23 protein-coding genes and 3 tRNA genes are annotated in these 24,454 nt (G+C 72.1%); 14 read left to right on the top strand and 12 right to left on the bottom strand.

Annotated features, from left to right (window positions below; genetic code table 11):
- Window positions 1–3: 3 nt before the first annotated feature.
- From AB0F81_RS20530 to AB0F81_RS20510, 5 genes are read right to left on the bottom strand one after another with little or no spacing between them, the layout of a single operon-like run.
- The gene (locus AB0F81_RS20530; protein WP_360199470.1) at window positions 4–1,077 is read right to left on the bottom strand and encodes a VWA domain-containing protein; all 1,074 of its coding nucleotides are present in this window, start codon (window positions 1,075–1,077) and stop codon (window positions 4–6) included.
- Complete coding sequence (locus tag AB0F81_RS20525) at window positions 1,077–2,042, bottom strand: VWA domain-containing protein (RefSeq protein ID WP_360199468.1); 966 nt, start codon at window positions 2,040–2,042, stop codon at window positions 1,077–1,079. The genes AB0F81_RS20530 and AB0F81_RS20525 overlap by 1 nt, the downstream gene beginning before the upstream one ends.
- Window positions 2,039–2,917 (bottom strand): DUF58 domain-containing protein, encoded by an 879-nt coding sequence (locus AB0F81_RS20520; RefSeq protein ID WP_360199466.1) that lies wholly within the window; start codon window positions 2,915–2,917, stop codon window positions 2,039–2,041. The genes AB0F81_RS20525 and AB0F81_RS20520 overlap by 4 nt, the downstream gene beginning before the upstream one ends.
- A 3-nt stretch (window positions 2,918–2,920) precedes the next feature.
- The gene (locus tag AB0F81_RS20515; RefSeq protein WP_360199464.1) at window positions 2,921–3,913 is read right to left on the bottom strand and encodes a MoxR family ATPase; all 993 of its coding nucleotides are present in this window, start codon (window positions 3,911–3,913) and stop codon (window positions 2,921–2,923) included.
- Between the two features lie 28 nt (window positions 3,914–3,941).
- Entirely contained in the window at window positions 3,942–4,775 is an 834-nt protein-coding gene (locus AB0F81_RS20510) for a trypsin-like peptidase domain-containing protein (RefSeq protein WP_360199462.1), read from the bottom strand.
- Window positions 4,776–4,954: 179 nt separating this feature from the next.
- On the opposite strand from AB0F81_RS20510, the gene AB0F81_RS20505 reads away from it, so the two are divergent.
- The 3 genes from AB0F81_RS20505 to AB0F81_RS20495 all read left to right on the top strand — a co-directional run bounded on the left by AB0F81_RS20505 (window position 4,955) and on the right by AB0F81_RS20495 (window position 8,542).
- Window positions 4,955–5,533: a hypothetical protein gene (locus AB0F81_RS20505; RefSeq protein ID WP_360199460.1), complete on the top strand. Its 579-nt coding sequence runs from the start codon at window positions 4,955–4,957 to the stop codon at window positions 5,531–5,533.
- A 113-nt stretch (window positions 5,534–5,646) separates the two neighbouring features.
- Window positions 5,647–7,599 (top strand): endo-1,4-beta-xylanase, encoded by a 1,953-nt coding sequence (locus AB0F81_RS20500; RefSeq protein WP_360199458.1) that lies wholly within the window; start codon window positions 5,647–5,649, stop codon window positions 7,597–7,599.
- Window positions 7,600–7,771: 172 nt separating this feature from the next.
- A complete protein-coding gene (locus tag AB0F81_RS20495; protein ID WP_360199456.1) occupies window positions 7,772–8,542 on the top strand; it encodes an alpha/beta hydrolase-fold protein in 771 nt (256 codons plus the stop codon).
- Here the strand turns inward: AB0F81_RS20495 and AB0F81_RS20490 are convergent.
- On the bottom strand, window positions 8,485–9,681 hold the full coding sequence (locus AB0F81_RS20490; protein WP_360199454.1) for an oxygenase MpaB family protein: 1,197 nt from the start codon (window positions 9,679–9,681) through the stop codon (window positions 8,485–8,487). The two genes, AB0F81_RS20495 and AB0F81_RS20490, sit on opposite strands and share 58 nt — an antisense overlap.
- A 156-nt stretch (window positions 9,682–9,837) precedes the next feature.
- On the opposite strand from AB0F81_RS20490, the gene AB0F81_RS20485 reads away from it, so the two are divergent.
- Window positions 9,838–12,009, top strand: a complete 2,172-nt coding sequence (locus AB0F81_RS20485) for a tetratricopeptide repeat protein (RefSeq protein WP_360199452.1) — start codon at window positions 9,838–9,840, stop codon at window positions 12,007–12,009.
- A gap of 96 nt (window positions 12,010–12,105) precedes the next feature.
- On the opposite strand, the gene AB0F81_RS20480 is transcribed toward AB0F81_RS20485, so the two are convergent.
- Window positions 12,106–13,257, bottom strand: a complete 1,152-nt coding sequence (locus AB0F81_RS20480) for an acyltransferase (protein ID WP_360199450.1) — start codon at window positions 13,255–13,257, stop codon at window positions 12,106–12,108.
- 233 nt (window positions 13,258–13,490) lie between these two features.
- On the opposite strand from AB0F81_RS20480, the gene AB0F81_RS20475 reads away from it, so the two are divergent.
- Window positions 13,491–15,392, top strand: a complete 1,902-nt coding sequence (locus AB0F81_RS20475; protein ID WP_360199448.1) for a glycosyltransferase family 2 protein — start codon at window positions 13,491–13,493, stop codon at window positions 15,390–15,392.
- A 100-nt stretch (window positions 15,393–15,492) separates the two neighbouring features.
- Here the strand turns inward: AB0F81_RS20475 and AB0F81_RS20470 are convergent.
- From AB0F81_RS20470 to AB0F81_RS20455, 4 genes are all read right to left on the bottom strand, one after another.
- Window positions 15,493–15,567: transfer RNA gene (locus tag AB0F81_RS20470), tRNA-Val, on the bottom strand.
- Window positions 15,568–15,578: 11 nt separating this feature from the next.
- Window positions 15,579–15,649, bottom strand: a tRNA-Cys gene (locus AB0F81_RS20465).
- A 38-nt stretch (window positions 15,650–15,687) separates the two neighbouring features.
- Window positions 15,688–15,760: transfer RNA gene (locus AB0F81_RS20460), tRNA-Gly, on the bottom strand.
- Between the two features lie 104 nt (window positions 15,761–15,864).
- A complete protein-coding gene (locus tag AB0F81_RS20455; RefSeq protein WP_360199446.1) occupies window positions 15,865–16,053 on the bottom strand; it encodes a hypothetical protein in 189 nt (62 codons plus the stop codon).
- A gap of 140 nt (window positions 16,054–16,193) precedes the next feature.
- Here AB0F81_RS20455 and AB0F81_RS20450 point away from each other — a divergent pair, with 140 nt between their 5' ends.
- The 3 genes from AB0F81_RS20450 to AB0F81_RS20440 are packed head-to-tail and all read left to right on the top strand — an operon-like array spanning window position 16,194 to window position 19,222.
- A complete protein-coding gene (locus AB0F81_RS20450) occupies window positions 16,194–17,039 on the top strand; it encodes an alpha/beta hydrolase (RefSeq protein ID WP_360199444.1) in 846 nt (281 codons plus the stop codon).
- Window positions 17,036–17,665 carry a class I SAM-dependent methyltransferase gene (locus AB0F81_RS20445; protein ID WP_360199442.1) on the top strand — a complete coding sequence of 210 codons (630 nt, stop codon included), beginning with the start codon at window positions 17,036–17,038 and terminating at the stop codon, window positions 17,663–17,665. Before AB0F81_RS20450 ends, AB0F81_RS20445 begins: the two co-directional genes overlap by 4 nt.
- 6 nt (window positions 17,666–17,671) lie before the next feature.
- Window positions 17,672–19,222: an alpha/beta fold hydrolase gene (locus AB0F81_RS20440; protein WP_360199440.1), complete on the top strand. Its 1,551-nt coding sequence runs from the start codon at window positions 17,672–17,674 to the stop codon at window positions 19,220–19,222.
- A gap of 14 nt (window positions 19,223–19,236) precedes the next feature.
- Here AB0F81_RS20440 and AB0F81_RS20435 read toward each other — a convergent pair whose 3' ends face one another.
- Entirely contained in the window at window positions 19,237–19,665 is a 429-nt protein-coding gene (locus AB0F81_RS20435) for an acyl-CoA thioesterase (protein WP_360199438.1), read from the bottom strand.
- 106 nt (window positions 19,666–19,771) lie between these two features.
- Between AB0F81_RS20435 and AB0F81_RS20430 the strand changes: the two genes are divergently transcribed.
- From AB0F81_RS20430 to AB0F81_RS20405, 6 genes are all read left to right on the top strand, one after another.
- A complete protein-coding gene (locus AB0F81_RS20430) occupies window positions 19,772–20,134 on the top strand; it encodes a YbaB/EbfC family nucleoid-associated protein (RefSeq protein WP_360199436.1) in 363 nt (120 codons plus the stop codon).
- The gene (locus AB0F81_RS20425; RefSeq protein WP_360199434.1) at window positions 20,135–20,446 is read left to right on the top strand and encodes a hypothetical protein; all 312 of its coding nucleotides are present in this window, start codon (window positions 20,135–20,137) and stop codon (window positions 20,444–20,446) included.
- Complete coding sequence (locus tag AB0F81_RS20420) at window positions 20,446–21,090, top strand: hypothetical protein (protein WP_360199432.1); 645 nt, start codon at window positions 20,446–20,448, stop codon at window positions 21,088–21,090. Before AB0F81_RS20425 ends, AB0F81_RS20420 begins: the two co-directional genes overlap by 1 nt.
- Window positions 21,091–21,323: 233 nt before the next feature.
- Entirely contained in the window at window positions 21,324–21,728 is a 405-nt protein-coding gene (locus tag AB0F81_RS20415) for a hypothetical protein (protein WP_360199520.1), read from the top strand.
- 3 nt (window positions 21,729–21,731) lie between these two features.
- Window positions 21,732–22,181, top strand: a complete 450-nt coding sequence (locus AB0F81_RS20410) for a SitI3 family protein (protein ID WP_360199430.1) — start codon at window positions 21,732–21,734, stop codon at window positions 22,179–22,181.
- A 42-nt stretch (window positions 22,182–22,223) separates the two neighbouring features.
- Complete coding sequence (locus AB0F81_RS20405) at window positions 22,224–23,600, top strand: MFS transporter (RefSeq protein WP_360199428.1); 1,377 nt, start codon at window positions 22,224–22,226, stop codon at window positions 23,598–23,600.
- Window positions 23,601–24,454: the final 854 nt, after the last annotated feature.

Raw genomic sequence — 24,454 nt, 5'->3', positions numbered from 1 at the left:
AAGCTATCGGCGGGGCAGGCTGGGGCCTCGGTTCCACCACATCGACAGGCCCACGCCGCTGAAGGCGAGCAGCACACCGAGCAGCACGAACCACACCGTGACCTCGACCTTCTGGCGGGTCAGACCGAACTCGCCCGGCAGGTCGGCGAGCACGTCGGTGAGCTGTTCGGCGTCCTGCGCCTTGAAGTAGCGGCCGCCGGTCAGGTCGGCCACCTGGGTCAGCGCCTCCTCGTCGATCTCCCGGGCGCCGCCCCGGCCGCCGCCGCCGAACCCGCCGCCCCAGTTGCGGCCGCCGCCGAAGGCGGAGTCGCCGCTGATCTGGTCGGCGGTGCAGACCAGCTGCTGCGGCTCGGTGGTGCCGAACCCGATGGTGTAGACCCGCAGCCGGCGCGCCGCGGCCTGTTCGGCGGCGGTGACCGGGTCGACGCCGGTGGTGTTGGAACCGTCGGTGAGCACCACGATGGTGTCCGGCTCGTAGTCGCCCGCGGCACCCGGCGGCACCTCCGGCAGCTCGACACCGGTCGCGGCGACGTCCGGGTTCTTCTCGGCGATCGCGTCGATCGAGGTGAGGATGGCCTGGCCGATCGCCGTGCCGCGGCCGGTCCGCAGGGTGTCGATCGCGTCGAGCAGCGGGTCCTTGTCGGTGGTGGGCGCGACCAGCAGCCCGGCGATCCCGGAGAAGGCCACCAGCCCGATCCGGGTTTCGCCGTCCTGCGCCTCGATGAAGTCGCGGGCCGCGTCGGCGGCGACGGCGAGCCGGTTGGGGGCGATGTCGGTGTTGCACATCGACCCGGAGACGTCGACCGCCAGCAGGATCGTGGTGTTGTGCGACGGCACCGACATCGTCGCCTGCGGCCGGGTCACCGCCCCGGCCAGCGCGAGCAGCCCGGCCAGGAAGAGGGCCACCGGGATGCGCCGGCGCCAGGCGGTCCGCCCGGGCAGCGCGGCGCGGATCAGCGCCACGCTGGAGACCGTGACCGCGGCCCGCTTGCGGCGCCGGTTCAGCCACCAGCGCGCGGCCAGCAGCAGCGGGACGGTCAACAGCGCGAGCAGTGCCCACGGCCAGCTCAGCGACATCAGACGATCCTTCCGTGCCAGCGGGTGCTCAGCAGAGCGCCGAGCGTCAGGAGCAGCAGGGCCGCGGCCGCGAACGGCGCGGTCAGCTCGATCGGCTCCTTCTCGGTGGTCAGGCGCAGGTCGATCGCGCTGGTCGCCTCGGTCAGCGCGTCCGCGTCGCCGGCCGGACGGTACGAACCCCCGGTGGTCTGCGCGATCGCGGTGAGGGTCTTCTCGTCCAGTGCGGTGCCCAGCTGGAAGCCGTCCACCTCGACGGTGCCGCCCTGTGTGGTGCCCACGCCGACGGTCTGGATCCGCACCCCGGCGGCGGCCGCGAGCTCGGCGGCGGCCTGCACGTCCGGTCCGCCGGTCTCCTCGCCGTCGGAGAAGACCACGATCGTCGCCGACGGCCAGTAGCCGAGGTCCTGCGTGGTCGGCGCCGTACCGTCCTCGGGCAGGCCGACCGGCTTGCCGACGATGGTGCCGAGCCCGACCAGGATCGCCTGCCCGAGCGAGGTGCCGCCGCTCGTCTTGACCCGCTTGATCGCCGCGACCGCGGCGGCGTGGTCGTCGGTCGGCGCCTGAGTCAGCAGCGCCTGGCTGCCGAAGGCCAGCACGCCGACGTCGACCGTGTCCGGCTGCGCCTCGACGAACCGGGTGGCGGCGGCCTGCGCGGCGACCAGGCGGCTCGGCTCCACGTCGGTGGCCGACATGCTGTTGGAGATGTCGAAGGCGAGCAGGACCGTGCCGGAGACCCGGGGCACCGCCACCTCGGCCTGCGGCCGGGCCAGGCCGACCAGCAGGATCGGCAGGGCGGCGAGCAACAGTACGTACGGCAGGTGCCGTCGCACCCGCCCCTGCCGGTCGGCGAAGCCCGCCGCGGCCAGCGCAGCCGACCGGCGGCGCTGCATCGCCGTGTACGCGAAGACCACCGCCCCGGTCACCACCACGGCGACCACGAGCAGCAGCGGGTGCAGGAAGCTCATCGTCCGGACCGCCTGACCATGTCGACCAGCACCGCGAGCAGGTCCTGGTCGGTGGTGACCCGGTGCGGGCGCACCCCGGCCCGGCGCATGCCCTCGGCCAGCGCGTCCTCCCGGGCGCCGACCTGGTCGGCGAGCCGGCCGCGCAGCAGCGGGTCGCTGGTGTCGACCAGCACGGTCTCGCCGGTCTCCGCGTCCTCCACCAGGATCAGGCCCAGGTCGGGCAGGTCCAGCTCGGCCGGGTCGACCACCCGGACCACCACCACCTCGTGCCGGTGGGTGAGCATGGCCAGCGAGCGGTCCCAGCCCGGATCGCCGATGAAGTCCGACATCACGAAGATCAGACTGCGGCGCTGGGTGGTGGTGAGGGCGGCCAGGCGCAGCATGGCGGCCAGGTCGGTGGTCTTCCGGTCCGGCTGTCCTTTCGGCCGGGACGTCAGCTCCCGTGCGATGCGCAGGATCTGGTCCCGCCCGCCGCGCGGGGGGATGACCTGCTGCGACGTGTTGTCGAAGAGGATCGCCCCGACCCGGTTGCCGCCCTGCGCGACCAGCCGGGCCAGGCCGATCGCGAGTTCGGTGGCGACCGACTCCTTGCCGGCCTCCCGCCCGAAGCGCATCGACGCCGACCGGTCCACCACGAACCACGCGGTCATCTCGCGGTCCTCGGTGTACTGCCGCACGTACGGCTCGTCGAGGCGGGCGGTGACGTTCCAGTCGATGTGCCGGACGTCGTCCTCCGCGGTGTACGACCGCAGGTCGGTGAAGTCGAGGCCGGCGCCGTGCCACACGGTGCGGTAGGCGCCCTGCAGGCGCCCGTCGAGGCGGCGCCCGAGTTTCCACTCGAGGCGCCGCAGCAACCGGTCAGGAGCCGTGTTCATGGCTCAGCGTCCCCGGCCCTTCGGTTCCGGGAAGGACAGGTTCGCCAGGATCTTGGAGAGGATCAGGTCGGGGGTCACCTCGTCGGAGAGCGCCTCGTAGGAGAGCACCAGCCGGTGCCGCAGCACGTCCAGGGCGAGGTCGCTGAGGTCTTCCGGCACCACGTATTCCCGGCCGCGAATGTAGGCGAGCGCCCGGGCCGCCAGCACCAGGCTGATCGAGGAGCGCGGGCTGGCGCCGTACGTCACGTAGCGCGCGAGGTCGGTGAGCCCGGCCCGGGACGGCTCGCGGGTGGCGTGCGCCAGGTTCACCGCGAACTCGATCAGCGACGGGTCCACGTACACCCGGTCGGTCTCCTGCTGGAGGGTGACCAGCGTGGCCGGGTCGATGATCCGCTGGATCACCGCGGCGGGGGCGAGCGCCCGCTCGACCACCACGAACTCCTCGGTGACGCTCGGGTAGCCGACGACCACCTTCATCATGAACCGGTCGACCTGCGCCTCGGGCAGCGGATAGACGCCCTCGTTCTCGATCGGGTTCTGGGTGGCCATCACCAGGAACGGGTTGGGCAGCTGGTGCGTCTCCCGGCCGATGGTGACCTGCCGCTCCTGCATGGTCTCCAGCAGCGCGGACTGCACCTTGGCCGGCGCCCGGTTGATCTCGTCGGCGAGCAGCAGGTTGGTGAAGACCGGGCCCAGCTGCACCTGGAACTCGCCGGTCGGCTGGTGGTAGATCCGGGTGCCGACGATGTCCGCGGGCACCAGGTCGGGGGTGAACTGGACCCGGTGGAAGTCACCGCCGATCGCCTCGGCGAGGGACTTCACCGCGAGCGTCTTGGCCAGGCCGGGCACGCCCTCGACCAGGATGTGGCCGCGGGCCAGCAACGCCACGATCAGCCGCTCCAGCAGGAGGTCCTGGCCGACGATGGTCTTCTTGACCTCGTACAGGACCTTCTCGATCGGTCCGGCGGTGGCCGGCGGTGCGTCGGTCCAGCTCATCTATCCGTCCTTCGGTCGTTGCTGCCGGTCATAGCGGCGGCGCCTGCCCGTCGCCCTGGTCGCCGCTGCCGAGCGCCGCGCCGATCGGGACGGCGAAGCCGATCCCGATGAACGTGCCGGCGTCGGTCGGGTTGGCCAGCGCCACGACGATGCCGATCACCTGGCCCCGCGTGTTGATCAGCGGCCCGCCGGAGTTGCCGGGGTTCACCGCCGCGTCGAACTGGATCAGTCCCTCGATGGCGCTGCGGTCGTCGCGGTCCAGCCGCCGGTCCAGCCCGGAGACCACACCGCTGCTGGTGCTCCAGGTCAGCCCGAGCGGGTTGCCGATCGCCACCACGTCGTCGCCGACCGCGACACCGCCGCCCATCACCGCCGGCACCAGAGTCTCCGGCAGTTTCTGCGGGGTGATCATGGCGATGTCCTGCTCCGGGTCCGCGCTGGCGATCACCGCGCCGGACTTGGTGCCGTCGGCATAGGTGAGCTGGATGGATCCGGCGCCCTCGACCACGTGCAGCGCGGTCAGGATCGAGCCGTCCGCGTTCGCGATCACCCCGGTCCCGGTGCCGGCGTCGGTCTGGCCGGTGGTCTGGATCAGCACCACCGAGGGCGAGAGCGCCTGGTAGACCTCGGCGACGGTGAGCGGCGCGGCCGAGGCGGACGGCGAGGCCGACGGGGCGCCACCGGCCGGCGCGTCATTTCCACCCCCATCGCGTACGACGACGAGCGCGGTGATCGCGACTGCCCACAGGGCGACGGTTCCGATCAGAAGTTTTCTGCGCAGGTCAGCGGGTTTCCACCGGCTCTTCCGCTCCTCCGGAGGGGGTTCCGGCGCGTCGGCGCCCTCCGTGCGGAGCACCGTCATCACGGCACGACCGCCACACTTCGCATTTCTCGACCCTAGAAGCGAATCCTAGGAATTGGCCGTGAGTCGTCTGACGGTTTCCGGTACGCAAGATCCCCCTTCTCGGTGCTTATCCTGCCTAAAGCCCCGTTACTCTCCGGGGGCGGAACCGTTCCGCTGCGCGGGGCGTCCGATCAGTCATGAAGCGTGTCATCACCGCGGCCGGCATGCTGCTGGTGACCGGGATCGCCGTCGGCTGCCAGGGCCCCTCGTCGCCGACCGCCGCCACGTCCGCGTCAGCCGCGCCGGCGCCGGTTGCCGGCTCGTCCCCGCCGGCTCCGCTGCCGGTCTCGTCCCCGCCGGCTCCGCTGCCGGACTCCTCCCCGCCGGCTCCGCTGCCTGATTCCTTCGCGGAGGGCACCCAGCCGTCGAACGGGCCGCTCGTCTTCATCAAGGTGATCGACTGGCTCGGCGAGCAGGAGGTCTCGCACACCGGCGTCACGTTCCATCTGACCGAGCACTGCGCCTACCTGTACTCCCCGCCCGACAAGCCGGTCCTGCTCGTCTGGCCGGACGGGCTGGCCTGGGTCGATCCCGCGTCGCCGTCGACCGTCCACTTCCGGCAGCCGATGACCGGCAAGCTGGTCCGCCTCACCGACGGCCAGCGGGTCAATCTGGGCGGCTACCTGATCGGCGGCCAGAGCTACACCTACGATCCGCCGCCGCACTCCTCATGCCCTACCGGTGGCACCGACTTCGCCATCCAGGAGGTCCGATAGCCCGCCGGCCCGCGGGGGATTTCGGCCCCCGGGCTGATTGTTCTGGGAGCGCTCCCATGTAACGATGTCTGTCTCTTCCGTCCGCGTACCCCCATCACGCGAAGGACCAGCAGATGCGCGCTCTCGCGCGGCTGGCCGCGGCCACCCTCATGGTCGCGGCTCCCCTGGCCGCAGTCACCCTTGCCCCGACCGCGAACGCGGCCGAGGACCCCGCCCCCATCACCGTGGTGACCAGCGACTTCGAGGACGGCACCGTCCAGGGCTGGACGGGCCGCTCGGCCGAGACGCTCGCGGTCAGCACGGCCGTCGCGCACAGTGGGACCGGCAGCCTGGAGGTCACCGGGCGCACCGCCTCGTGGCAGGGGCCGTCGCTGGACGTGCTGGGCGTCTTCGAGAAGGGCACCGCCTACACGATCTCGGCGTGGGTGCGGATGGCGAGCGGGTCGGACAACGCCCGGCTCAGCGTGGAGCGCCGCACCGGGGGCGTGGCCGCCTACGACCAGGTGGTCGGCAACACGGCGGTGACCGCGGACGGCTGGGTGAACCTGACCGGGCGGTACACGGTGGCGACCGATGTGGACCTCCTGCGGATCTACATCGAGACGTCGTCCGGCACCGGGTCGTTCCACCTCGACGACGTGAGCGCCGGCTACGTGCCGGCGCTGCCGAACCAGACCGGCATCCCGTCGGTGCGCGACGTGGTGACCGAGTTCCCGGTGGGTGCGGCGATCACCGGCGCGGAGATCGTCACCGAGCACGGGCAGCTGCTCGACAAGCACTTCAACTCGGTGACGCCGGGCAACGCGCTGAAGTGGGACGCCACCGAGCCGAGTGAGAACACCTTCACCTACGCCCAGGCCGACCCGCTGATGGCGTGGGCCAAGGCGCACGGCAAGGCGGTCCGCGGGCACACGCTGGTGTGGCACAACCAGACGCCGTCCTGGGTCTTCACCGGCGCGGACGGGCAGCCGATGACCGCCACCGCCGAGGACAAGGAACTGCTGCTCGCCCGGCTGGAGAACCACATCCGCAACGTGGCCGGGCATTACGGCGCCGACATCGGCGTCTGGGACGTGGTCAACGAGGTGATCGACGAGAACGAGGTGGACGGGCTGCGGCGCAGCACCTGGTACACGGTCGCCGGGCTGGACTACATCCGGACCGCGTTCCGGGTGGCCCGCGAGGTGGTGCCGGACGCGAAGCTGTACATCAACGACTACAACACCAACGTCCCGGCCAAGCGCGACAAGCTCTACTCCCTGGTGGCGCAGCTCAGGGCGGAGGGTGTGCCGATCGACGGGGTCGGCCACCAGATGCACATCAACGTGAACTGGCCGTCGGTCGCCGAGACCGAGGCGATGATCCAGAAGTTCGTTCCGCTCGGGGTGGAGCAGCAGATCACCGAGATGGACGTGAGCATCTACACCAGCAACAGCGAGACCTTCCCGGCGCCGCCGGCCGACCGGCTGCTCAAGCAGGCGTACGTCTACCGCGACATGCTCGCGCTGTTCCGCCGGTACGCCTCGGAGATCACCTCGGTGACGCTGTGGGGCCTGGCCGACGACAACACCTGGCTGGACACCTTCCCGGTGACCCGCAAGGACGCGCCGCTGCTGTTCGACACCCGGCTGCAGGCGAAGTCCGCGTACTGGGGTGTGGTCGACCCGTCGAAGATCGACCCGTCGCCGAGCCCGAGCGTCTCGTCGTCCAGCGCGTCCCCCTCGCCCAGCCAGAGTTCCGGCACTGCGGGATGCGCGGTCACCTACCGGGTGACCGGCAGCTGGCCGGGCGGCTTCCAGGGCGACGTGAAGGTCACCAACACCGGCCCGGCGCCGATCGCCGGCTGGTCGCTGACCTGGCAGTACACCGGCGGGCAGAAGATCGCCCAGCTGTGGAACGGCGCGCTCACCCAGAACGGCGCCGCGGTCACGGTCACCAACGCCTCCTGGAACGGCACGCTCGCCCCCGGCGGTTCGGCGTCGTTCGGTTTCCTCGGCAGCTGGACCGGCGCCAACCCCGCCCCGGCCGTCTTCACCCTGAACGGCAGCGCCTGCGCTGTCCCCTGATCGGCGCCGGCCGGCCGGTGGCTCTGGGGGGCACGCCGACCGGCCGGCGTCTCCACCGCACATTTCCCGGCGGTCGCGCTGGGGCCCGGCCGCGTGCCTGATCGCGCTTGGCCACGGGAGTGGTGGTTCGGCGGGCGGCGTAGCCCGTACCGATCAGAAGCGTTGTCCTGGTGTGCGAAGAAGGACCTTGCTGGCGGGCGCGGGTGTCGCCGCGGTGGCGGCGGTGGCCGGCGTGCGGATGCGCGCGAGCGGCGGAACGCCGCTGGTGCTGCCGTCCGCGCCGCCGGGTGTGGAGCGGGTGGAGCGGCGGTTCTCGGCGGCGCGCGGCCGGGAGGTGGATTTCTACACGGCGGTGCCGGAGGGGCACGGTGCCGGGCGCGGACTGCCGGTGTGCCTGGTGCTGCACGGCGGATCGAAGCGGCCGGGTGACTTCGCCGGGGTCGGGCTGGGCCGGTTCCTGACCGACGCGGTTCGCCGGGGCAGCGAGCCGTTCGTGCTGGCCGGGGCCACCGGCGACCGGCTGGCCTGGCAGCCGGACGGTGCCGACGACCCGCAGCGGATGGTGCGCGAGGAGCTGCCGGCCTGGTGCGCCGAGCGCGGTTTCGACAGCGACCGGCTCGCCGCGTGGGGCTGGTCGATGGGCGGGTACGGCGCGCTGCTGCTGGCCGAGACGTTCCCCGGGTTCGTCCGTTCGGTGGCCGCCTTCTCCCCCGCGGTGCGACCCGGCGACGCGGTCTTCAACGGTGTGGCGAAGCTGGCCGGCACCCCGGTCGGGTTGTGGTGCGGGCGCGACGACAGCCTGTACCGCAACGTCCGCGACCTGCACGAGGCGCTGCCGAGCGAGCCGTCCGCCGGCGGTTACCGGGACGGTGATCACCACTTCGGTTACTGGGGCACCGAGATCCCGGACGCGTTCGACTTCGTCGCGGGCACGCTCAGCTGATCCGCCATGCCCCAGCGGGCGAACTGGGCGCGCGCCTGCCGCTCGCCCCGGGCCAGCAGCATCCGGCGGCCGCCGGGGAGCCGGCCGAGACCCTGGCTGATCAGCAGGTTCGCGGCGACGCGGGACAGGCCGTACCAGGGCAGCCGGTAGGGCAGGCCGAGATCGCGCATGGCGGCCCGGCCGAGCAGCCAGGAACTCACCGAGAGCGCCCGTTCCCGCTCGTAGCGCTGCCGGCCGCGGCCGATCGCCACCTCGTCGGTCATCTCGATCAGGGCCCGGGCCAGCGCGACGCTGTTCGCGTCCGGCGGCGGGTCGTGCGACAGGAAGTGATAGAGCAGGCGGCGGCCGCGGCGCTCGGTGTGCGGCAGCCACCGCTCGTCGACGCCCATCAGCCAGCCGATGTAGGACCACAGGTGCATGACCGCCCGACCGTCCGCACCGGACACCCGCACGCCGAGCAGCCGCAGGTGCAGCAGGAAGCTGGTGCTGAACACGCCCAGGGTGCTGGCCTGGTCGTACTGGTTGATCGGCACGCCGCGCTCGGCCCACGGCCAGCCGGGATCGGCCTCCAGCCGGGCGTTGACCAGCGCGTGCATGACCCGCACGTGCACGCAGAGCCGGAATCCCTCGCCGTCCGGGGCCAGTCCGCCGGGCGCGGTCACCGCCCGCCACCAGATCGAGGTCTCCTGGATCCGGCGCAGCGTCTCCCCACCGGCGAGCCGGCCGGTGCGCACCAGCGGCTCCAGCGCGGCAGCCGTACGGTACCCGCCGAGCAGCGAACCGTAGGCCAGCACCAGCCCGGCGTCCATCCCGAAGGCCCGGCACGCCTCGGCGCCCCGGGCGAGCAGGTCGTCGTCCACCCACGACGGCCGGTCCAGCACCGCGGTGAAGAACGCGCGGACCGGTTCCGGCGCTGTGGCGGACGGGCCGGCGGCGAGGGCGCGATGAAGGTCCCGTGGTTTCATCGCGGCGACCAGCGCGGCGGCCACCTCGTCGCGACGGGTCAGGCCGTCCCGCAACGCCGCCAGTTCCTCATCCGTCGGCTCCGCGCCGGAACCGGCGACCAGCCGCAGCGGCCGGGCCGCCCGCTCACCCCAGTGGAGATCGGCGCCGAACCGGCTGGGCACGATCGTCGTCATGACCCGACGATAGAGCTGATCCGGCGACTTCCGCTCGGGCCGCCACTCGAGCGGAAGCCGTCCCCCCGTACCACCCCTGTGACATCGATCCTGGTCGACCGGGCTGCGGCAGAACAGGCAGAAGACCGGCAGCTTGACACGTGCGACCATCAATGCGTGATCGGGCAGCACATGCGGGTGCACCGGGGCCGTCTCGGCCTGACCCAGGAGGAGCTCGCCGAGTGCTCCGGGGTGAGCGTGCGCAGCATCCGAGACCTGGAGGCCGGCCGGGTGGCCAGGCCACGCCGGGCCACCGTCGAACTGCTCGCCGAGGTTTTCGGCGTGCCACCGGAGGAGCTGCTGGACACCGGGCCGATCCCCGGCTCCGGCTGGCCACGGCCCGCGCAGCTGCCGGCCGCGCCCGCCGGCTTCGCCGGGCGCGCCGACATCGTGGTCCGGCTCGACGCCTCCACCCGGCTGGCGGTCGTCTCCGGTACGGCCGGCGTCGGCAAGACCGCCATCGCCCTGCACTGGGGTCACCGGGTCGCGGACCGGTTCCCGGACGGCCAGCTCTACGTCAACCTGAACGGGTTCGGCCCGTCCGGCCGGCCGGTCGAGCCGGCGACCGCGCTGCGCGGCTTCCTGGAAGCACTCGGCGTGGCGGCCCAGCGGATGCCCGCCGACCTGGACGGCCTGGCCGCGCTCTACCGCAGCCTGCTGGCCGGCCGCCGGGTGCTGACCGTCCTCGACAACGCGCGCGACGCCGAGCAGGTCCGCCCGCTGCTGCCCGCCGCCGCGGCCTGCCGCACCGTCGTCACCAGCCGCGACGCCCTGGTCGGGCTCTGCGCCAGCGACGGCGCCGACCTGATCGCCCTCTCGCCGCTGAGCGACGACGAGGCCACCGCGCTGCTCGCCCACCGGCTCGGCGACCGGCGGCTCGCCGCGGAACCGGCGGCGGTGCGCGACATCGTGCACCGCTGCGTCCGGCTGCCGCTGCCGCTGACCGTGATCGCCGCCCGCGCGGTGAGCCGTCCCGGGTTGCGCCTCACCGAGCTGGCCGGGGAACTCGGGGACAGCCGGCGGCGGCTCGACCTGATCGACGCCGGGGACCCGGCCACCGACCTGCGGTCGATCTTCTCGTGGTCGTACCGGGCGCTCAGCCCCGCCGCGGCCCGGCTGTTCCGGCTGCTCGGGCAGCATCCCGGGCCGGACATCGGCACGGCCGCGGCGAGCGCCCTGGCCGGCGACGACGCCCGCGGCCCGCTCGCCGAACTCACCGCGGCCCACCTGATCGTCGAGGATCGGCCCGGCCGCTACGGGTTCCACGACCTGCTCCGCGCCTACGCCCAGGAGTTGCCGGACCCGGACGCTGCCACCGCGGTGTCCCGGATGCTCGATCACTATCTGCACACCGCGTACCGGGCGGCGACCCTGCTCGACCCGGAACGGGACCGCATCACCCTGCCGCCGCCGGCGCCCGGCGCCCGCCCGGAGACTCTGGCCGACACGGAGACCGCCCGCATCTGGTTCGCCGCCGAGACCCCCACGCTGCTGGCCACCCTGCGCGCCTGCGCGCAGCAGGACCTTCCCCGGTACGTCTGGCAGCTGGCCTGGTGCGTCTCCGACGTGCTGCGCCGCGCCGGGCGCTGGACCGAGCAGTTCCAGGCGCAGGAAGCCGGCCTGCGGGCGGCCACCGAGGTCGGCGACGACGACGCCCAGGCCCGGATGCACCGCAACCTGGGCCGGCTGCACATCCGGCTGCGGCGGTTCGACGAAGCGGACCAGCACTTCACCGCCGCGCTGGCGGTCCACGAACGACACGGCGACCGGGTCGGCGCGGCCCACAGCCGGCTCCAGCTCAGCGACGTGAACAGCAAGCGGGGCCGGCACCGGGAGGCGCTCGGCCACGCCCGCCAGGCGATGGCCGACTACCAGGCGGCCGGCCGGCACGGCTGGGCCGGCGACGCCCTGGACGTGATCGGCTGGGAACACGCGCTGCTCGGCGAGTACCGGGAGACGTTGACCCACTGCACGCGGGCCCTCGAGCTGCAGCAGCAGGCCGGCGACCGGTACGGCCAGGCCAGCACCTGGCACAGCCTCGGCTACGCCCACCGCCACCTGGGCGACCACCCGGCGGCGATCACCTGCCTGCGCACGTCCGTCGAGCTGTACGAGGAGTTCGGCGACCTCTACAACCAGGCGCGCGGGCTGCGCGAACTGGGTGAGGCGCACCGTGCCGCGGGCGATGAGGAGGCGGCGAGGAAGGCCTGGGAGGAGGCGCTGACCATCCTCACCGAGCTGGCCCCCGCCGAGGCCGACGAGCTCCGGCGGCTGGCCACCCGGCCATGACGGGCGACGGCGGTCAGGCGGGGTCCGGAAGGCGGACCAGCCGCTCCAGCATTTCCCGGTCAGACATCGCGATCTCCCTCTCTGCGCCGTGGTGGATCATGCTCGGACAGGAGGCGATTCAATCCGGCGGAACAGCACGCAGAGGGCGGCCAGGGCGACCGCGACGACCGGTAACCAGAGCAGCCGGTGCACGATCCAGCCGGCCGAATCCGGCGGGCCGATCAGGCCGCCGGGCGCGACCGCCAGAGCATGGCCGAGCACGGCGACGCCGAGCAGGGCGCTCTGGTGCCACAGGAAGATCGTCATCGCGGTCAGGTTGAGCCCGGCCACGGCCGCCCACCAGCCGGGACGGCGCAGCCACCGGTCCAGGCGCGCCCACAGCAGCAGCGCGAGACCGATCTGCACCGCCGACAGCGCGGCGGTGAGCAGCGACGGCGGGTCCAGGTTCGAGCGGCCGTCGCCCGGAACACCGACCAGGCTCGCCGGATAGCCGGCCGCGATCAGCAGGGCGCCGCCGGTCAGGCCGGCCAGCAGCAGGCCGCGGCCCCAGCGCGGTCCGGCGAGCCGGCCCCGCGCCACGGCCACCCCGAGCACGTACGGCACCAGCCAGGCGGTCACACAGTTGAGGTACGCGGGCCAGCCCGGCATCCCGCTCCACAGCAGGTACCGCACCGCGTCCATCGCGATCAGCGCGCCGAGCGGAAGCAACGCCGCCGCGGCGCCGAACCGGTCGACCGCCCCCAGCACCGGCGGGGTGAGCGGCAGCAGCAGGGCGAGCACCAGAACGAACCAGAGCGGGCTGACCGCGATCGTGCCGGCCGTGTGCAGGGTCCACGGGTCGGCGGCGGTGTGCCGGAGCGCGGTGAGGATCAGCAGCCACACACCGCCGAACACGATGATCGGCGGCAGCAGCCGGCGTGCCCGCCCGGCCAGCCAGGACCGGGCCGGCACCCCGCGCCGCCGGGCCCGGGTCAGCCCGCGGGCCGCGGCATAGCCGGAGACGAAGAAGAACAGGCCGAGCGTCTGCAGCACCCAGCTCAGCGGGGCGAGGCCGGGCATGGCGCTGAGCGGGCTGGCCTGGTGCAGTCCCCCGCCGGCGCCGACGGTCAGGCCGGTCACGAGCCAGTGCCCGGCCACCACCCCGAGCATGGCGATCGCACGCAGCCCGTCGACCACCCGCTCCCGGTCCGGCGGGGTGGCGGCGGCGACCTGGTCCGCCCACCCGGGCATGAACTGCCTCACCGTCATCACCACGACTCCTCCGCCCTCCTCCGAGAAGGACGAAGGTAGGCGCGGAGTGGATCGTTGTCGTCCCTCCGCAGGGGGTGCGGGCGCGTAGTACCTCAGAGCTAGGGGAGGCCCCCGCTGGCCGCGGCTCGGTCACAGCTCCTCGCTCCAGCCGCTGAACCGGAAGCGGATTTCATCGGATCGCCAACCGCCTCGCCGATAAGGGGACGACCGGCAACAGCGAAGGCGGGCACATGGCGGACATCAGCGTCGACCGAAGGGTGCCCGGCGCCCTGTACGGGCGAACAGCGACGGACCTGACGGGTCCCCCGCAACCGACGATGGAACGGGTCGCCTACCGGCCCGCGTACAGTCGCCGTGCCGAGTGGACACTGCGCTCGCTCGGCGTGCTGCACGTGGTCGCCGCCGTGGCGCTCGCGGCGTTCCTGCTGATGCCGGATCACCTGCCGGTGCTGGAGTCGCTGCACCCGGTCGCCGCCGTCCTCACCGTGGCCGGCCTCGTCGTCATGGTGGTCATGCAGATCATCGTGGCGCTGCGGACGCTGGTGCTGACGTTCTTCGCGGCCCGGGCCCGTGACCCGATCCCGATGGTGCCACCGCCCGGTCTGCGGGTGGCGGTGCTGACCACGATCGTGCCCGGCAAGGAGCCGGTCGAGCTGGTCATGGCGACGCTGCGGGCGATGCGCCGGATCCGGCACGACGGGGTCCTCGACGTGTGGCTGCTCGACGAGGGCGACGACCCGGAAGTGCGGCGCCGGTGCGAGCGGCTGGGCGTACGCCACTTCAGCCGCAAGGGCCACCCCGAGTGGAATCAGGCGTCGGGGCCGTTCAAGGCCCGCACCAAGCACGGCAACCACAACGCCTGGCGGTCGGCGTACGAGAACGAGTACGACGTGATCGCGCAGATGGACCCGGATCACGTCCCGTATCCGAACTTCCTGGAACGCACCCTCGGCTACTTCGCCGACCCGGACACCGCATTCGTGGTGGCCCCGCAGGTGTACGCGAACCTGACCGAGTCGTTCGTGGCCCGCGGCGCCGCCGAGCTGGCGTACCTGTTCCACGGGGTGATCCAGCGCGGCGGCAATGGTCGCGGCGCCCCGCTGCTCATCGGCACGAACCACCTGTACCGGCCCGCGGCCTTCCGCCAGATCGGCGGCTACCAGGACTCGATCATCGAGGACCACCTCACGTCCATGGTCGTCTTCAGCGCGGTCAATCCGGCGACGGGCAACGCGTGGCGCGGTGTCTACACCCCCGACGTGGTGGCGGTCGGCGAGGGCCCGGCGACGTACTCCGACTTCTTCAGCCAGCAGAAGCGCTGGGCGTACGGGATCTGGCAGATCGCCCGCAGCCATTCCCCCTCGGTCCTGGGCCGTCTCCCGCTGGTCAGCCAGCGGCTGACGTTCGCGGCACTCCAGGCCCACTACCCCACCACCGCGATCTCCTGGGTCGGCGGCATCTTCCTGACCGGCCTCTACCTGGTCGGCGGCATCACCATCAGCCGGCTGCCGAGCCTGATCTGGGCTGCCCTGTTCGCGCTGAACCTGCTGGTAGGCCTCGCGTTCGTCCAGTTCACCCGCCGCTTCAACCTGGTGGCGCACGAGCGCCGCTCCTGGGGCCTGAGCGGCATGCTGCTGGAGCTGGCCACCGCGCCCGTCTATCTGGCCGCGGCCGCGGCTCAGCTGGCCGGCCGCCCGCTCGCCTACGTGGTGACGCCGAAGGGCTCCGCCGCAACCGGCGACACGTGGCGCACGTTCCGCCCGCACCTGGCCTGGGCCGCCTTGAGCCTGTCCTTCATCGCCGCCGGGCTGGCGCTGGGTCACACGTTCGTGTCGCTCTACGTCTGGGCGGTCCTGACCATCGTCACCTGCCTGATGCCGGTCGCGCACCTCGCATGGACCCGCCGGGCGCGCACGCAGCCGGTGGCCGGGCGCCGGGTGGGCCAGGTGTTGATGGACGCCGGCCTGCTCTCCGAGGCGCAGCTGGGCAACCTGCTGGACAGCCAGCTCACCACGGACGGCCCGTGGCGCCGCCTCGGTGATCTGGCGGTGGAGGAAGGTTACGTGACGGCGGCCGAGCTGGGTGCGGCAACGGCCGGCAGCCAGGCGGCGCGGGCGGCGCGGGCGGCGTAGCGGCACCGCATCCCGGCCGGCAGAGACGACGAAGGGCTGACCCTGAGGTCAGCCCTTCGTCAAAGAACCACCGGCGGTGCGTTTCCCGCACTGCCGACTCTGGTGGGCGATACTGGGATCGAACCAGTGACCTCTTCCGTGTCAAGGAAGCGCGCTCCCGCTGCGCCAATCGCCCGCACTGTTGCGAGGTGGAGACGGGATTTGAACCCGTGTACACGGCTTTGCAGGCCGTTGCCTCGCCTCTCGGCCACTCCACCGAGTAGGCCGACGCACGGTTGCGCAGCAGCCCTCTCCGAGCGGACGACGGGATTCGAACCCGCGACCCTCACCTTGGCAAGGTGATGCGCTACCAGCTGCGCTACGTCCGCGTGCCCCCGGATTTCCCGGCGACGGATGAAACCTTAGCCGAGGTCCGCCGCCCATGCCAAAGCGGGGTCTCCCGGGCGGCCGGGCCGGGCCGCCCGGGAGCAGCTCAGCGGGCGTCGCCGAGCAGGCGGCGCACCTCGGCGACGAGCTCGGCCTGGAAAGCGGCCACGCTGCCGTCGACCACGCCGACGCGGTAGTCGGGCCCGGTCTCCGGGTGGTCGGCGCGCTCCTGGTCACGGCGACCGGCCGCGCCGTCGGTGCGACCGTCGGTATACGCCTGCAAAGAATCGTCCATCGGGGCCTCCTCGAACACGCGCGACAATCTCGCACGTTCCGGGACACCGGCGTACCGGCCCGACAGCCGGATGCCAGTGACCGGACAGCCGCCCCGGTCAGCCTTTCGATCGAAGCTCCGACGTTCGACGGGAGGACCACATGCACGGAGTGACCAAGCGTGACGGGATCCGGATCGCCTACCAGGTGACCGGCGACGGGGAACGGACGATTGTCCTGCTCCCGGCCTGGATGATCACGAATCGGCGGATGTGGGCGGCGCAGGTGGAGGCGCTGTCAGCACGATTCCGGACGGTGACGTTCGACGCACGCGGCAGCGGGGAGTCGGACCGGCCGCTGGAACCGGCCGCGTACGAGCCGGCCGAGCTGGTCCGGGACCTGACCGCGGTGCTGGACGCCACCGGAACCGGCCGGGCACTGCTGGTCGGCAACTCGTTCGGTGGCCTGCTCGGCTGCCTGGCCGCGGCCGGACAGCCGGACCGGGTGGCCGGCCTGGTCCTGATCGGGCCGACGGTCGACGTGCTGGGCGCCGCCCCGAGCCCGTTGCAGCAGGCCATGGTCCGGTTCGACGACGAACTCGGCAACGACGAGGGGTGGGCGCGCTACAACCGGCGCTCCTGGGACCGCGACTATCCGGGGTTCGTGGCGTGGTTCGTCGAGACCGCGCTCGGCGCGGACGCGACGCCGGAGATGCTGGCCGAGGGCATCGCCTGGGGTCTGGACAACACACCCGAGGTGCTGGCCGCCACGGTGGCCGCGCGTTCCGGCGCGGCGCAGATGCGCCGGGTGGCCGAGGCGATCCGCTGCCCGTCGCTGGTGCTGACCGGCGCCGAGGACGCGATCTGCCCGCCGCACCGCAGCCGGGCACTCGCCGAGGTGCTGGGCGCGCGCTATCTGGAGGTGCCGGGCGGGCACTGCCCGCACGTGACCCGGCCGGCCGGGACCGCCGAGCTGATCAGCGCGTTCGCGGCGGAGGTGTGGCGATGACGGCGGCGAATCCGGTCCGGGGACGGTTCAACTCGGGCTTGCTGCGGGCCGCCGACGGATACGGCCACTGGCTGCTGGGCGCCCGCAAGCGGGGCCTGTTCGCGGACCTGCCGGACACCGTGGTCGAGATCGGTCCGGGCACCGGCGCGAACCTGCGTTACTACCGCCCCGGCACCAAGCTGGTCGCGGTCGAGCCGAACCCGTACATGCATGCCCCGCTGCTCGCCGCCGCCCGGCGCCGCGACATCTCGGTCGATCTGCGCCCGGAGGGCGCCGATCGCATCGGGCTGCCGGACGGCAGCGCCGATGCGGTGGTGAGCACGCTGGTCCTCTGCACGGTCCCGGATCCGGCCGCGGCGATCCGCGAGATCTCGCGGATCCTGCGACCGGGCGGCCGGTTGCTCTTCGTCGAGCACGTCCGGGCCGATGACCATGCCGGGTACGCCGTGACGCAGCGACTGTCGGCCCGGCTGTGGCGATGGCTGTTCGAGGGCTGCGACGTGCTCCGCGACACCGAGTCGGAGCTGCGGGCGGCCGGGTTCCGCGAACTGCACGTGGACCGGTACCGCGCGCCCTCGCTGCTGCTGCCCATCAACCCGCAGATCGCCGGGTGGGCCGTACGGTAGACGGTCATGAGGTTCCGAGTGCTCGGGGCGGTTCAGGCGTACGCCGAGGACGGCTCGCCCGTCGCCCTGGGTGACCGGCGCCGCGCGCTGCTGGCCGCACTGCTCGCCCGGGCCGGCCGGGTGGTGCCGGCCGATCGTCTGGTGGATCTGCTGTGGCCGGTGGATCCGCCGGCCGATCCGGCCGGCTCCCTGCACAGCCAGATGTCGCGGCTGCGCCGCGCCCTGCCCGGGGTCCGGATCGACACCACCCCGCCGGGGTACGTGTTGCGCGCCGAACCCGGCGAGATCGACGCCGGCCGTTTCGACCGGCTGGTCGCCGAGGCCCGGGACCACGACAGCGCCGCCGACCTGCTGGCCGAGGCGCTGGACCTGTGGCAGGGACCCGCGTACGCCGGGTTCGCCGACACCGAGATCGCCCGGCTGGAGGCGATCCGTCTGGAAGAGGCCCGGTTGCACGCCGCCGAGGCGTGGCACCGGGCCCTGCTGGCCGCCGGCCGGCCGGACCGCGCGCTGCCCGAGCTGGAGGCCTTCGTGGTCGCGCATCCGCTGCGGGAGCAGGCCCGGGACACGCTGATGCGCACCCTGTACGCGCTCGGCCGGCACGCCGACGCCCTGGAGTGCTACCGGCAGTACGCGGCCCGGCTCGCCGACGAGCTGGGCCTCGAACCGTCCGCGACGATTCAGCAGACCCGGCTGCGCATCCTCCGGCAGGAGCTGCCGGGCACGCCCGCGCCGGTCGCTCCGCTGTCGGCGCTGCAGGCCCGCTACCTGACCGTTCCCGGTGGCCGGACCATCGCGGCCGCGTCGCTGGGTGACGGGCCGCCGCTGATCGCGGTGCCCGGCTGGGTGTCCAGCATCGACGTGATCGCCTCCGGCCTGGATCCGCGTTCGTCGCTGCTGCAGCGGCTGGTCGAGCACACCGCGGTGACGGTCTACGACCGGTTCGGGACGGGCCTGTCCCGTGGGCCGGTCGACGACTTCGGGCTGGCGGCCGCCGTCGACGAGCTGGCGGCGGTGGCCGAGCACGCCGGAGGTCCGGTGCACCTGCTGGCGATGTCCGAAGCGGGGCCGCCGGCGGTGGCACTGGCGGCGGCCCGGCCCGATCTGGTCGGGCGGCTGATCTTCTTCGGTACGTACGCCAGCGGGCCGGCCACCTTTCTCCGCCCCGACCTGAACGACGCGCTGGTGACGATGGTGCGTACGCACTGGGGTCTCGGGTCGAAGCTCTTCGCCGGGCTGTTCCGGCCGGACGCCACGGACGACGCCGCCCGGCACCTGGCCGAGGTGCTGCGCGACTCGGCCGACCGGGAGGTGGCGGCGTCCTATCTGGCCACGGCCTACGAGATGGACGTGTCCGGTCTGCTGGGTGAGGTGCGGCAGCCGGCGCTGGTCCTGCACTACCGCGGGGACCGGGTCATCCCGTTCGCCGGGGCGCGGCAGCTCGCGGCGGGGCTGCCGGACGCGCGGCTGATCGCGCTGGACGGGCCCTATCACCTGCCGGACGTCGCCGACCTCGACCGGATCGTGACCACGATCGACGAGTTCCTGCGGGACTGACAGCTGCTGCCGACCTATTTCTCCAGACCCAGGCAGGTCACGTCGGTGGCGAGGGATCGCAGCCGCTCGACCGGGTCCGGCACCAGTCGCCGCGACCGCCGATCGAGCAGACCGGCGACCCCGGTCACCCGCGCCACCGGCGTACCGTCTGCCCGGATGTAGTCCTGCTCCACCTGGAACGTCTTGCCGCCGTCCCAGAGGAACCGGCAGGTCACGTCCACCTCGTCGCCGGCCCGCAGCTCCCGCAGATAGCGGATCGTGGTCTCCAGGACCACCGGCCCCACCCCGGCCTCGACCAGCACCTCCGGGGTGAGACCCGCCGCCATGAAGCACTGCCAGCGGGCATGCTCGCCGTATTGCAGGTAGACCGCCTGGTTCACGTGCCCCTGCAGGTCGAGCTCGTAGCCGCGCACCGCGATCCGTACCTGGAACAAGTCAGCCATCGCCCGATCCTGTCATCGAAGTCATCCACAGGCAGCACCATTCCGGGCCGGCCCGCGATACGCTCGCCGTTCATTCATGGATATCTCTCGATGACACGGGGCGACGATGACGGCCGGTTTCCTCGACGCGGACGACGCCGAGAACTATCTGCACGACTGGAAAGCACGAATCGACCGCAAGGCCGCCGACACCCGGGCCATGAGCGACCGGCTCGCTGACCTGCGGGTCACCGCCGCCGACGGCAACGGCATCGCCGAGGTCACCGTCGACTCCGCGGGCGTGCTGACCGGAGTCCGGTTCACCGACCGCGTCCAGCGGGTCGCGCCGGAAGCCACCGCCCGCGCGGTGCTCGCCGCCCATCAGGCCGCCCGCCGCAAAGCCGGCGAGCACACCCGCCAGATCATCGCCGACACGATGGGCGCCGACTCGCTGGCCGGCCGCGCGATAGCCGAGCGGCTGGAGAAGTAGGTGGCGGACGGCTTCACCGCGGACCTCCACCAGATCCGCGCCCACGCCGACCGGATCGACGCGGCCCAGCACCAACTGGCCACGATCCGCGCCGCCAGCGCGGCGATCACCGAGGACCACGCGGCGTACGGCCGGCTGTGCGCCTGGATCTCCGGCGTCCTGGAGCACCGTCACGTACGGCAGGGCGAACTGCTCGCCTACGTGGAGGAGAATCTACGGCTGGCCGCCGATACCCTGATCAGCACCGGTCAGGCGTACGCATCGGCTGACGGCGCCGCAGCCGACCGCATCCGCCGAGCCGGGCAGATCTGATGTCGCTGGCCGACAGCCTGCAGGGCCTGCACCAGACCGTCAGCGGCACCGGCTGGGTCGCCCCCGCCCTGGCCGGCGGCGCCCGCGCCGCCGAGACCACCGCCACCGTGCTCGACCCGTTCGGCGCCCTGCTCGCCGGCGGCCTCGGCTGGGCGATGGAGTTCTTCGACCCGCTCCGCGAGATCCTGGACGCTTTGACCGGCATCCCCAACCGGGTATTTGCGCACGCCGCGACCTGGCAGCAGACGGCCGGCACCCTGCACACGATCGCCGCCGACCTGGACGCGTGCCTCACCCTGGACGTCCCCGACTGGCAGGGTCCGGCCGCCGACGCCTACCAGAACCTGATGGCCAGCAACGTCGACGCCCTGGGCGGCCTCAGCGTCCTGGCCGCCACGATGAGCGCCGCCACCGAAGCCGCCGGCAACCTGGTGACGCTCACCCGGGACATCGTCCGCGACCTGATAGCCGACCTGGTCGGCCGCGTCATCGCCTGGGCCGCCGAAGCCCTCCTGGTGATCACCATCCCGGTGGTGGCGGCCCAGATAGCCGCGGCGGTGGCCAAGTGGTCGTCCCGCATCCTGACCTACACCACCGCCCTGCTGACCAGCCTCACCAACCTAACCGAACTCCTGGACGGCTGATGCCGAGAAGCCGCAAGCAGCATGGACCGAGCCCGCCGGGTGGCGCCCAGTCAGTGCGGCAAGGCCAGGTACAAGTGGGCGAAGCCGCCAACGCCGGCAGCATCACGCACCAGGGCGAGAGCAATGAACAACCAGACCCGTTCATCACGAAGAAAACCGGCCTCGCAGGCGGAAAGCCCGACGGCTCACCCACCAAGGTCGAAGGAGACACACCGACCCGCCGGTCACTCGAGATGGAGAACTCAGCGGCTGCGCTGCTCGCCGACCAGGGGTATCGAATCAAGCAGAATCCCGAACCCGCGGAGGTCGCCGGAGCGCGACACGCCACAGGGGACAGCGGACTTGCCCATAAGCAACCCGACTACTTGGTGGAAGGCCGAGTCTTCGACTGTTACTCGCCGACAAGTCACGACAAACCAGTCCGTGGCATTTGGACCGAGGTCGAAAGCAAGGTTCTTGAGAGCCAGCGACAGACACAGCGTGTGGTGGTGAATCTGGAGGATTGGAGAGGCGACTTGGCTAGTCTTCGACAACAGTTCCGGGATTGGCCGATCGAGGGACTCAAGGAGCTGAAAGTCATCACCGCTGACGGCGAGACCCTTCAAATCGACCTTCCCGACCTCCAGAACGGAACGTGAACCATGTCGCTTGACTGGCGGCTGACCCTGGGCGGGAACACACCTGTCGAGCAGGTAGCTGAGCGCGCGCTACCAGATCTGGATGACCGGCCAACAGGAACACCGCCGCTCCTATCATCCGATCTCGCCGCGAAACTCGGCTTCGATCTCACGGTCCGGGCGGGCCGGAACGGATACGTGGACGCAAGCTCAGACCAAGGGTTGTTGGAGTGGGAGCCAGAAACCTACGTGTCCGTCGCCTTCCACTGGGACAAATCAGCCGACCTTGAGTGGCTGGTCCCCAACATGCTCACCATCGTCCGGAGGGTGCTGCGATCGGGCGACGAGGATGCTGCTTTCGTGTTCAACGGCGACGTTCTGCTGCTGACTCGCTTCGACGGTGTGCTGACCAAGCACCGCCGGGAAACCTGGTGGAACCACTACCCCCGAGCTAACGAGACGCTTCCGGGGTGATCGATCCGCCTTAGCGGGTATCGCCTTCATGGAGGTGATTCGATGAGCGGGAGGCGCTCCGTCGTAGGTCTGGCCTGTGCTGTGCAGTTCATCGACGTCGTCGGGGTGACGCTCCTCGTGGTCGCCCTCCCCGACATCCAGCGCGATCTCGACCTCGGCCCAGCCGCGCTCTCCTGGGTAGCCGCGATCTACGCCCTCGCCTTCGGCGGCCTGCTGGTTCTCGGCGGCCGCGCCGCCGATCTCCTGGGTCACCGCCTGATGTTCATCGCCGGCAACACCGTCGTGCTGGCCGGTTCCCTCCTGTGCGCAACCGCGGGCACCACCGCCGTGCTGCTGACCGGCCGCGCACTGCAGGGCATCGGCGCAGCCGTCTCCGTCCCTGCCGCCCTGGCCGCCATCCTCGCGGTGATCCCCGCCGGCCCGCCCCGCAACCGAGCTCTGGGCCTGTGGACCATGGCCGGCGCCGTCGGCGGTGCTTCCGGTTTCGTCCTGGGCGGCGTAGTCACCCAGGCCATCGGCTGGCGCTGGCTGTTCGCCGCGGTAGCCGTCATAGCTCTGCTCGCCGCCGCGATCGCCCCGGCGATCCTCCCGCCCAACCGCAGACCCTCGACCCGCCAGCCTCTGGACCTCTCCGGAGCCCTCCTGATCACCGGCGCCGCCGTCCTGCTCATGGTCGGTCTGCAACGCGCCGAAACCGACGGCTTCACCGCCCCTTCTTCCTGGCTACCGCTGGTCCTGACCCCATTGGCCGCCCTGGCCTTCGCAGCACGTGAACGCCGCGCCCCCGCCCCGCTGGTCCCCCCTCACCTCTGGTCCGTGCCGACCTTCCGCGTAGGCGCCGCCACCGCCTTCGTCCTGACCGCCACCACCAGCGGCGCGAGCGTCATAGGCACCCTGTTCCTGCAGGACGAGCTGAACCTCTCTCCCGCCAGCAGCGGCGCCGCCTTCCTGCTCCTCAGCGCCAGCGTCGCCGCCACCTCGACCACCGCCCCGTCGCTGATCCGCCGCCGCGGAACCGCACCCACCCTCACCATCGGCCTAGCCGTCGTGGCAGCCGCCATGCTCACCCAGGCCGTAGCCGTAGCCCTCCACCACCTCCCGCTGTTCCTGACCGGCCTGGCCCTGACCGGCGCCGGCCTGGGCCTGGCCTCCGTAGCCTCCACCACCCACGGCACCACCGGCGCCGACGATTCCACCTCAGGCGTGATCGGCGGCCTCCTCAACGCCGCCGCCCAGGTAGGCACCGCCGTAGGCATAGCCACCCTCCTGACCACAGCCACCACCTGGCCCATCCCCACCCAAGCCCCCGAGGCCGCCTTCTCCCTGGCCGCCCTAACAGCTCTAACCGCCGCCCTGACCACCCTCCTAACCACCCGACACCGCACCCCAACTACCCACACCCCCACCCGAACCCCCTGAACCCCCAGCCCTCTCCCCACCCTCTCCCCACCCCACTCCAAGCCCCGCTTCCCACAGCCCAGCCCGTAGCCGAAGCGCCCCACGCGAGGCGGGTCACCACCGTGCACTACGGCCGACCGGGCCGCGCCGTAGCCCACGCGCTCTACAAAGCGCGAAATACCAGCACAAACGACGGCTAGGCGACTCGGGCCGTAGAGGACCGCCCAGTCAACGCTGGAACCCGCCCGGCTGCCCCTCAGAGTCGCCTCAAGCCGCCCGAAGCAACTCCCAGCCGCAGCCAACCAACCCGGCTGACAATCAGTGCCAACCAGGCCCGACCGAGACAACACTCAAGCGCAGCCGGGCGGGCCGGCTGACGGTCAGTGCCAACCAGGCCCGACCGAGACAACACTCAAGCGCAGCCGGGCGGGCCGGCTGACGGTCAGTGCCAACCAGGCCCGACCGAGACAACGCTCAAGCGCAGCCGGGTGGGCCGGCTGACGGTCAGTGTCGATTCGGGTGGGCCGCGGCAACTCCCAGGCGCAGCCGGAGGCAACGGCTGGCCGCCAGGGCCTGTCCGCACGCGCCGCACAGCACTGAGAGCCAGCTGGCCAAGATCCGCGCGAAGCGGCACGCGCTCACGAGCGGACACTCACCCGTAGCCGATGCGGCCTACGCGAGGCCGTTACCGGCACCGCCTACGGCTGGGCAGGTCGTAGCCAATGCCGGCCTACGCGGCACGGCACGGCACGGCACGCCAGCACGAGCCACGGCCTAGCCGCCGACTAGTACTGCTACGGCGGTTCGTAGCTTCCGAGCGTGCTGAGTCGTTTGCGGTAGTGGGAGTCACGGGATCGTTGAAGGCAGCGGCGGCG

The sequence above is a fragment of the Actinoplanes sp. NPDC024001 genome (assembly GCF_040638955.1).
In the GTDB taxonomy this organism is placed as follows: domain Bacteria; phylum Actinomycetota; class Actinomycetes; order Mycobacteriales; family Micromonosporaceae; genus Actinoplanes.
Note: the sequence above shows the minus strand (reverse complement) of the source record. Positions and strands in the feature narration are given on the sequence as shown.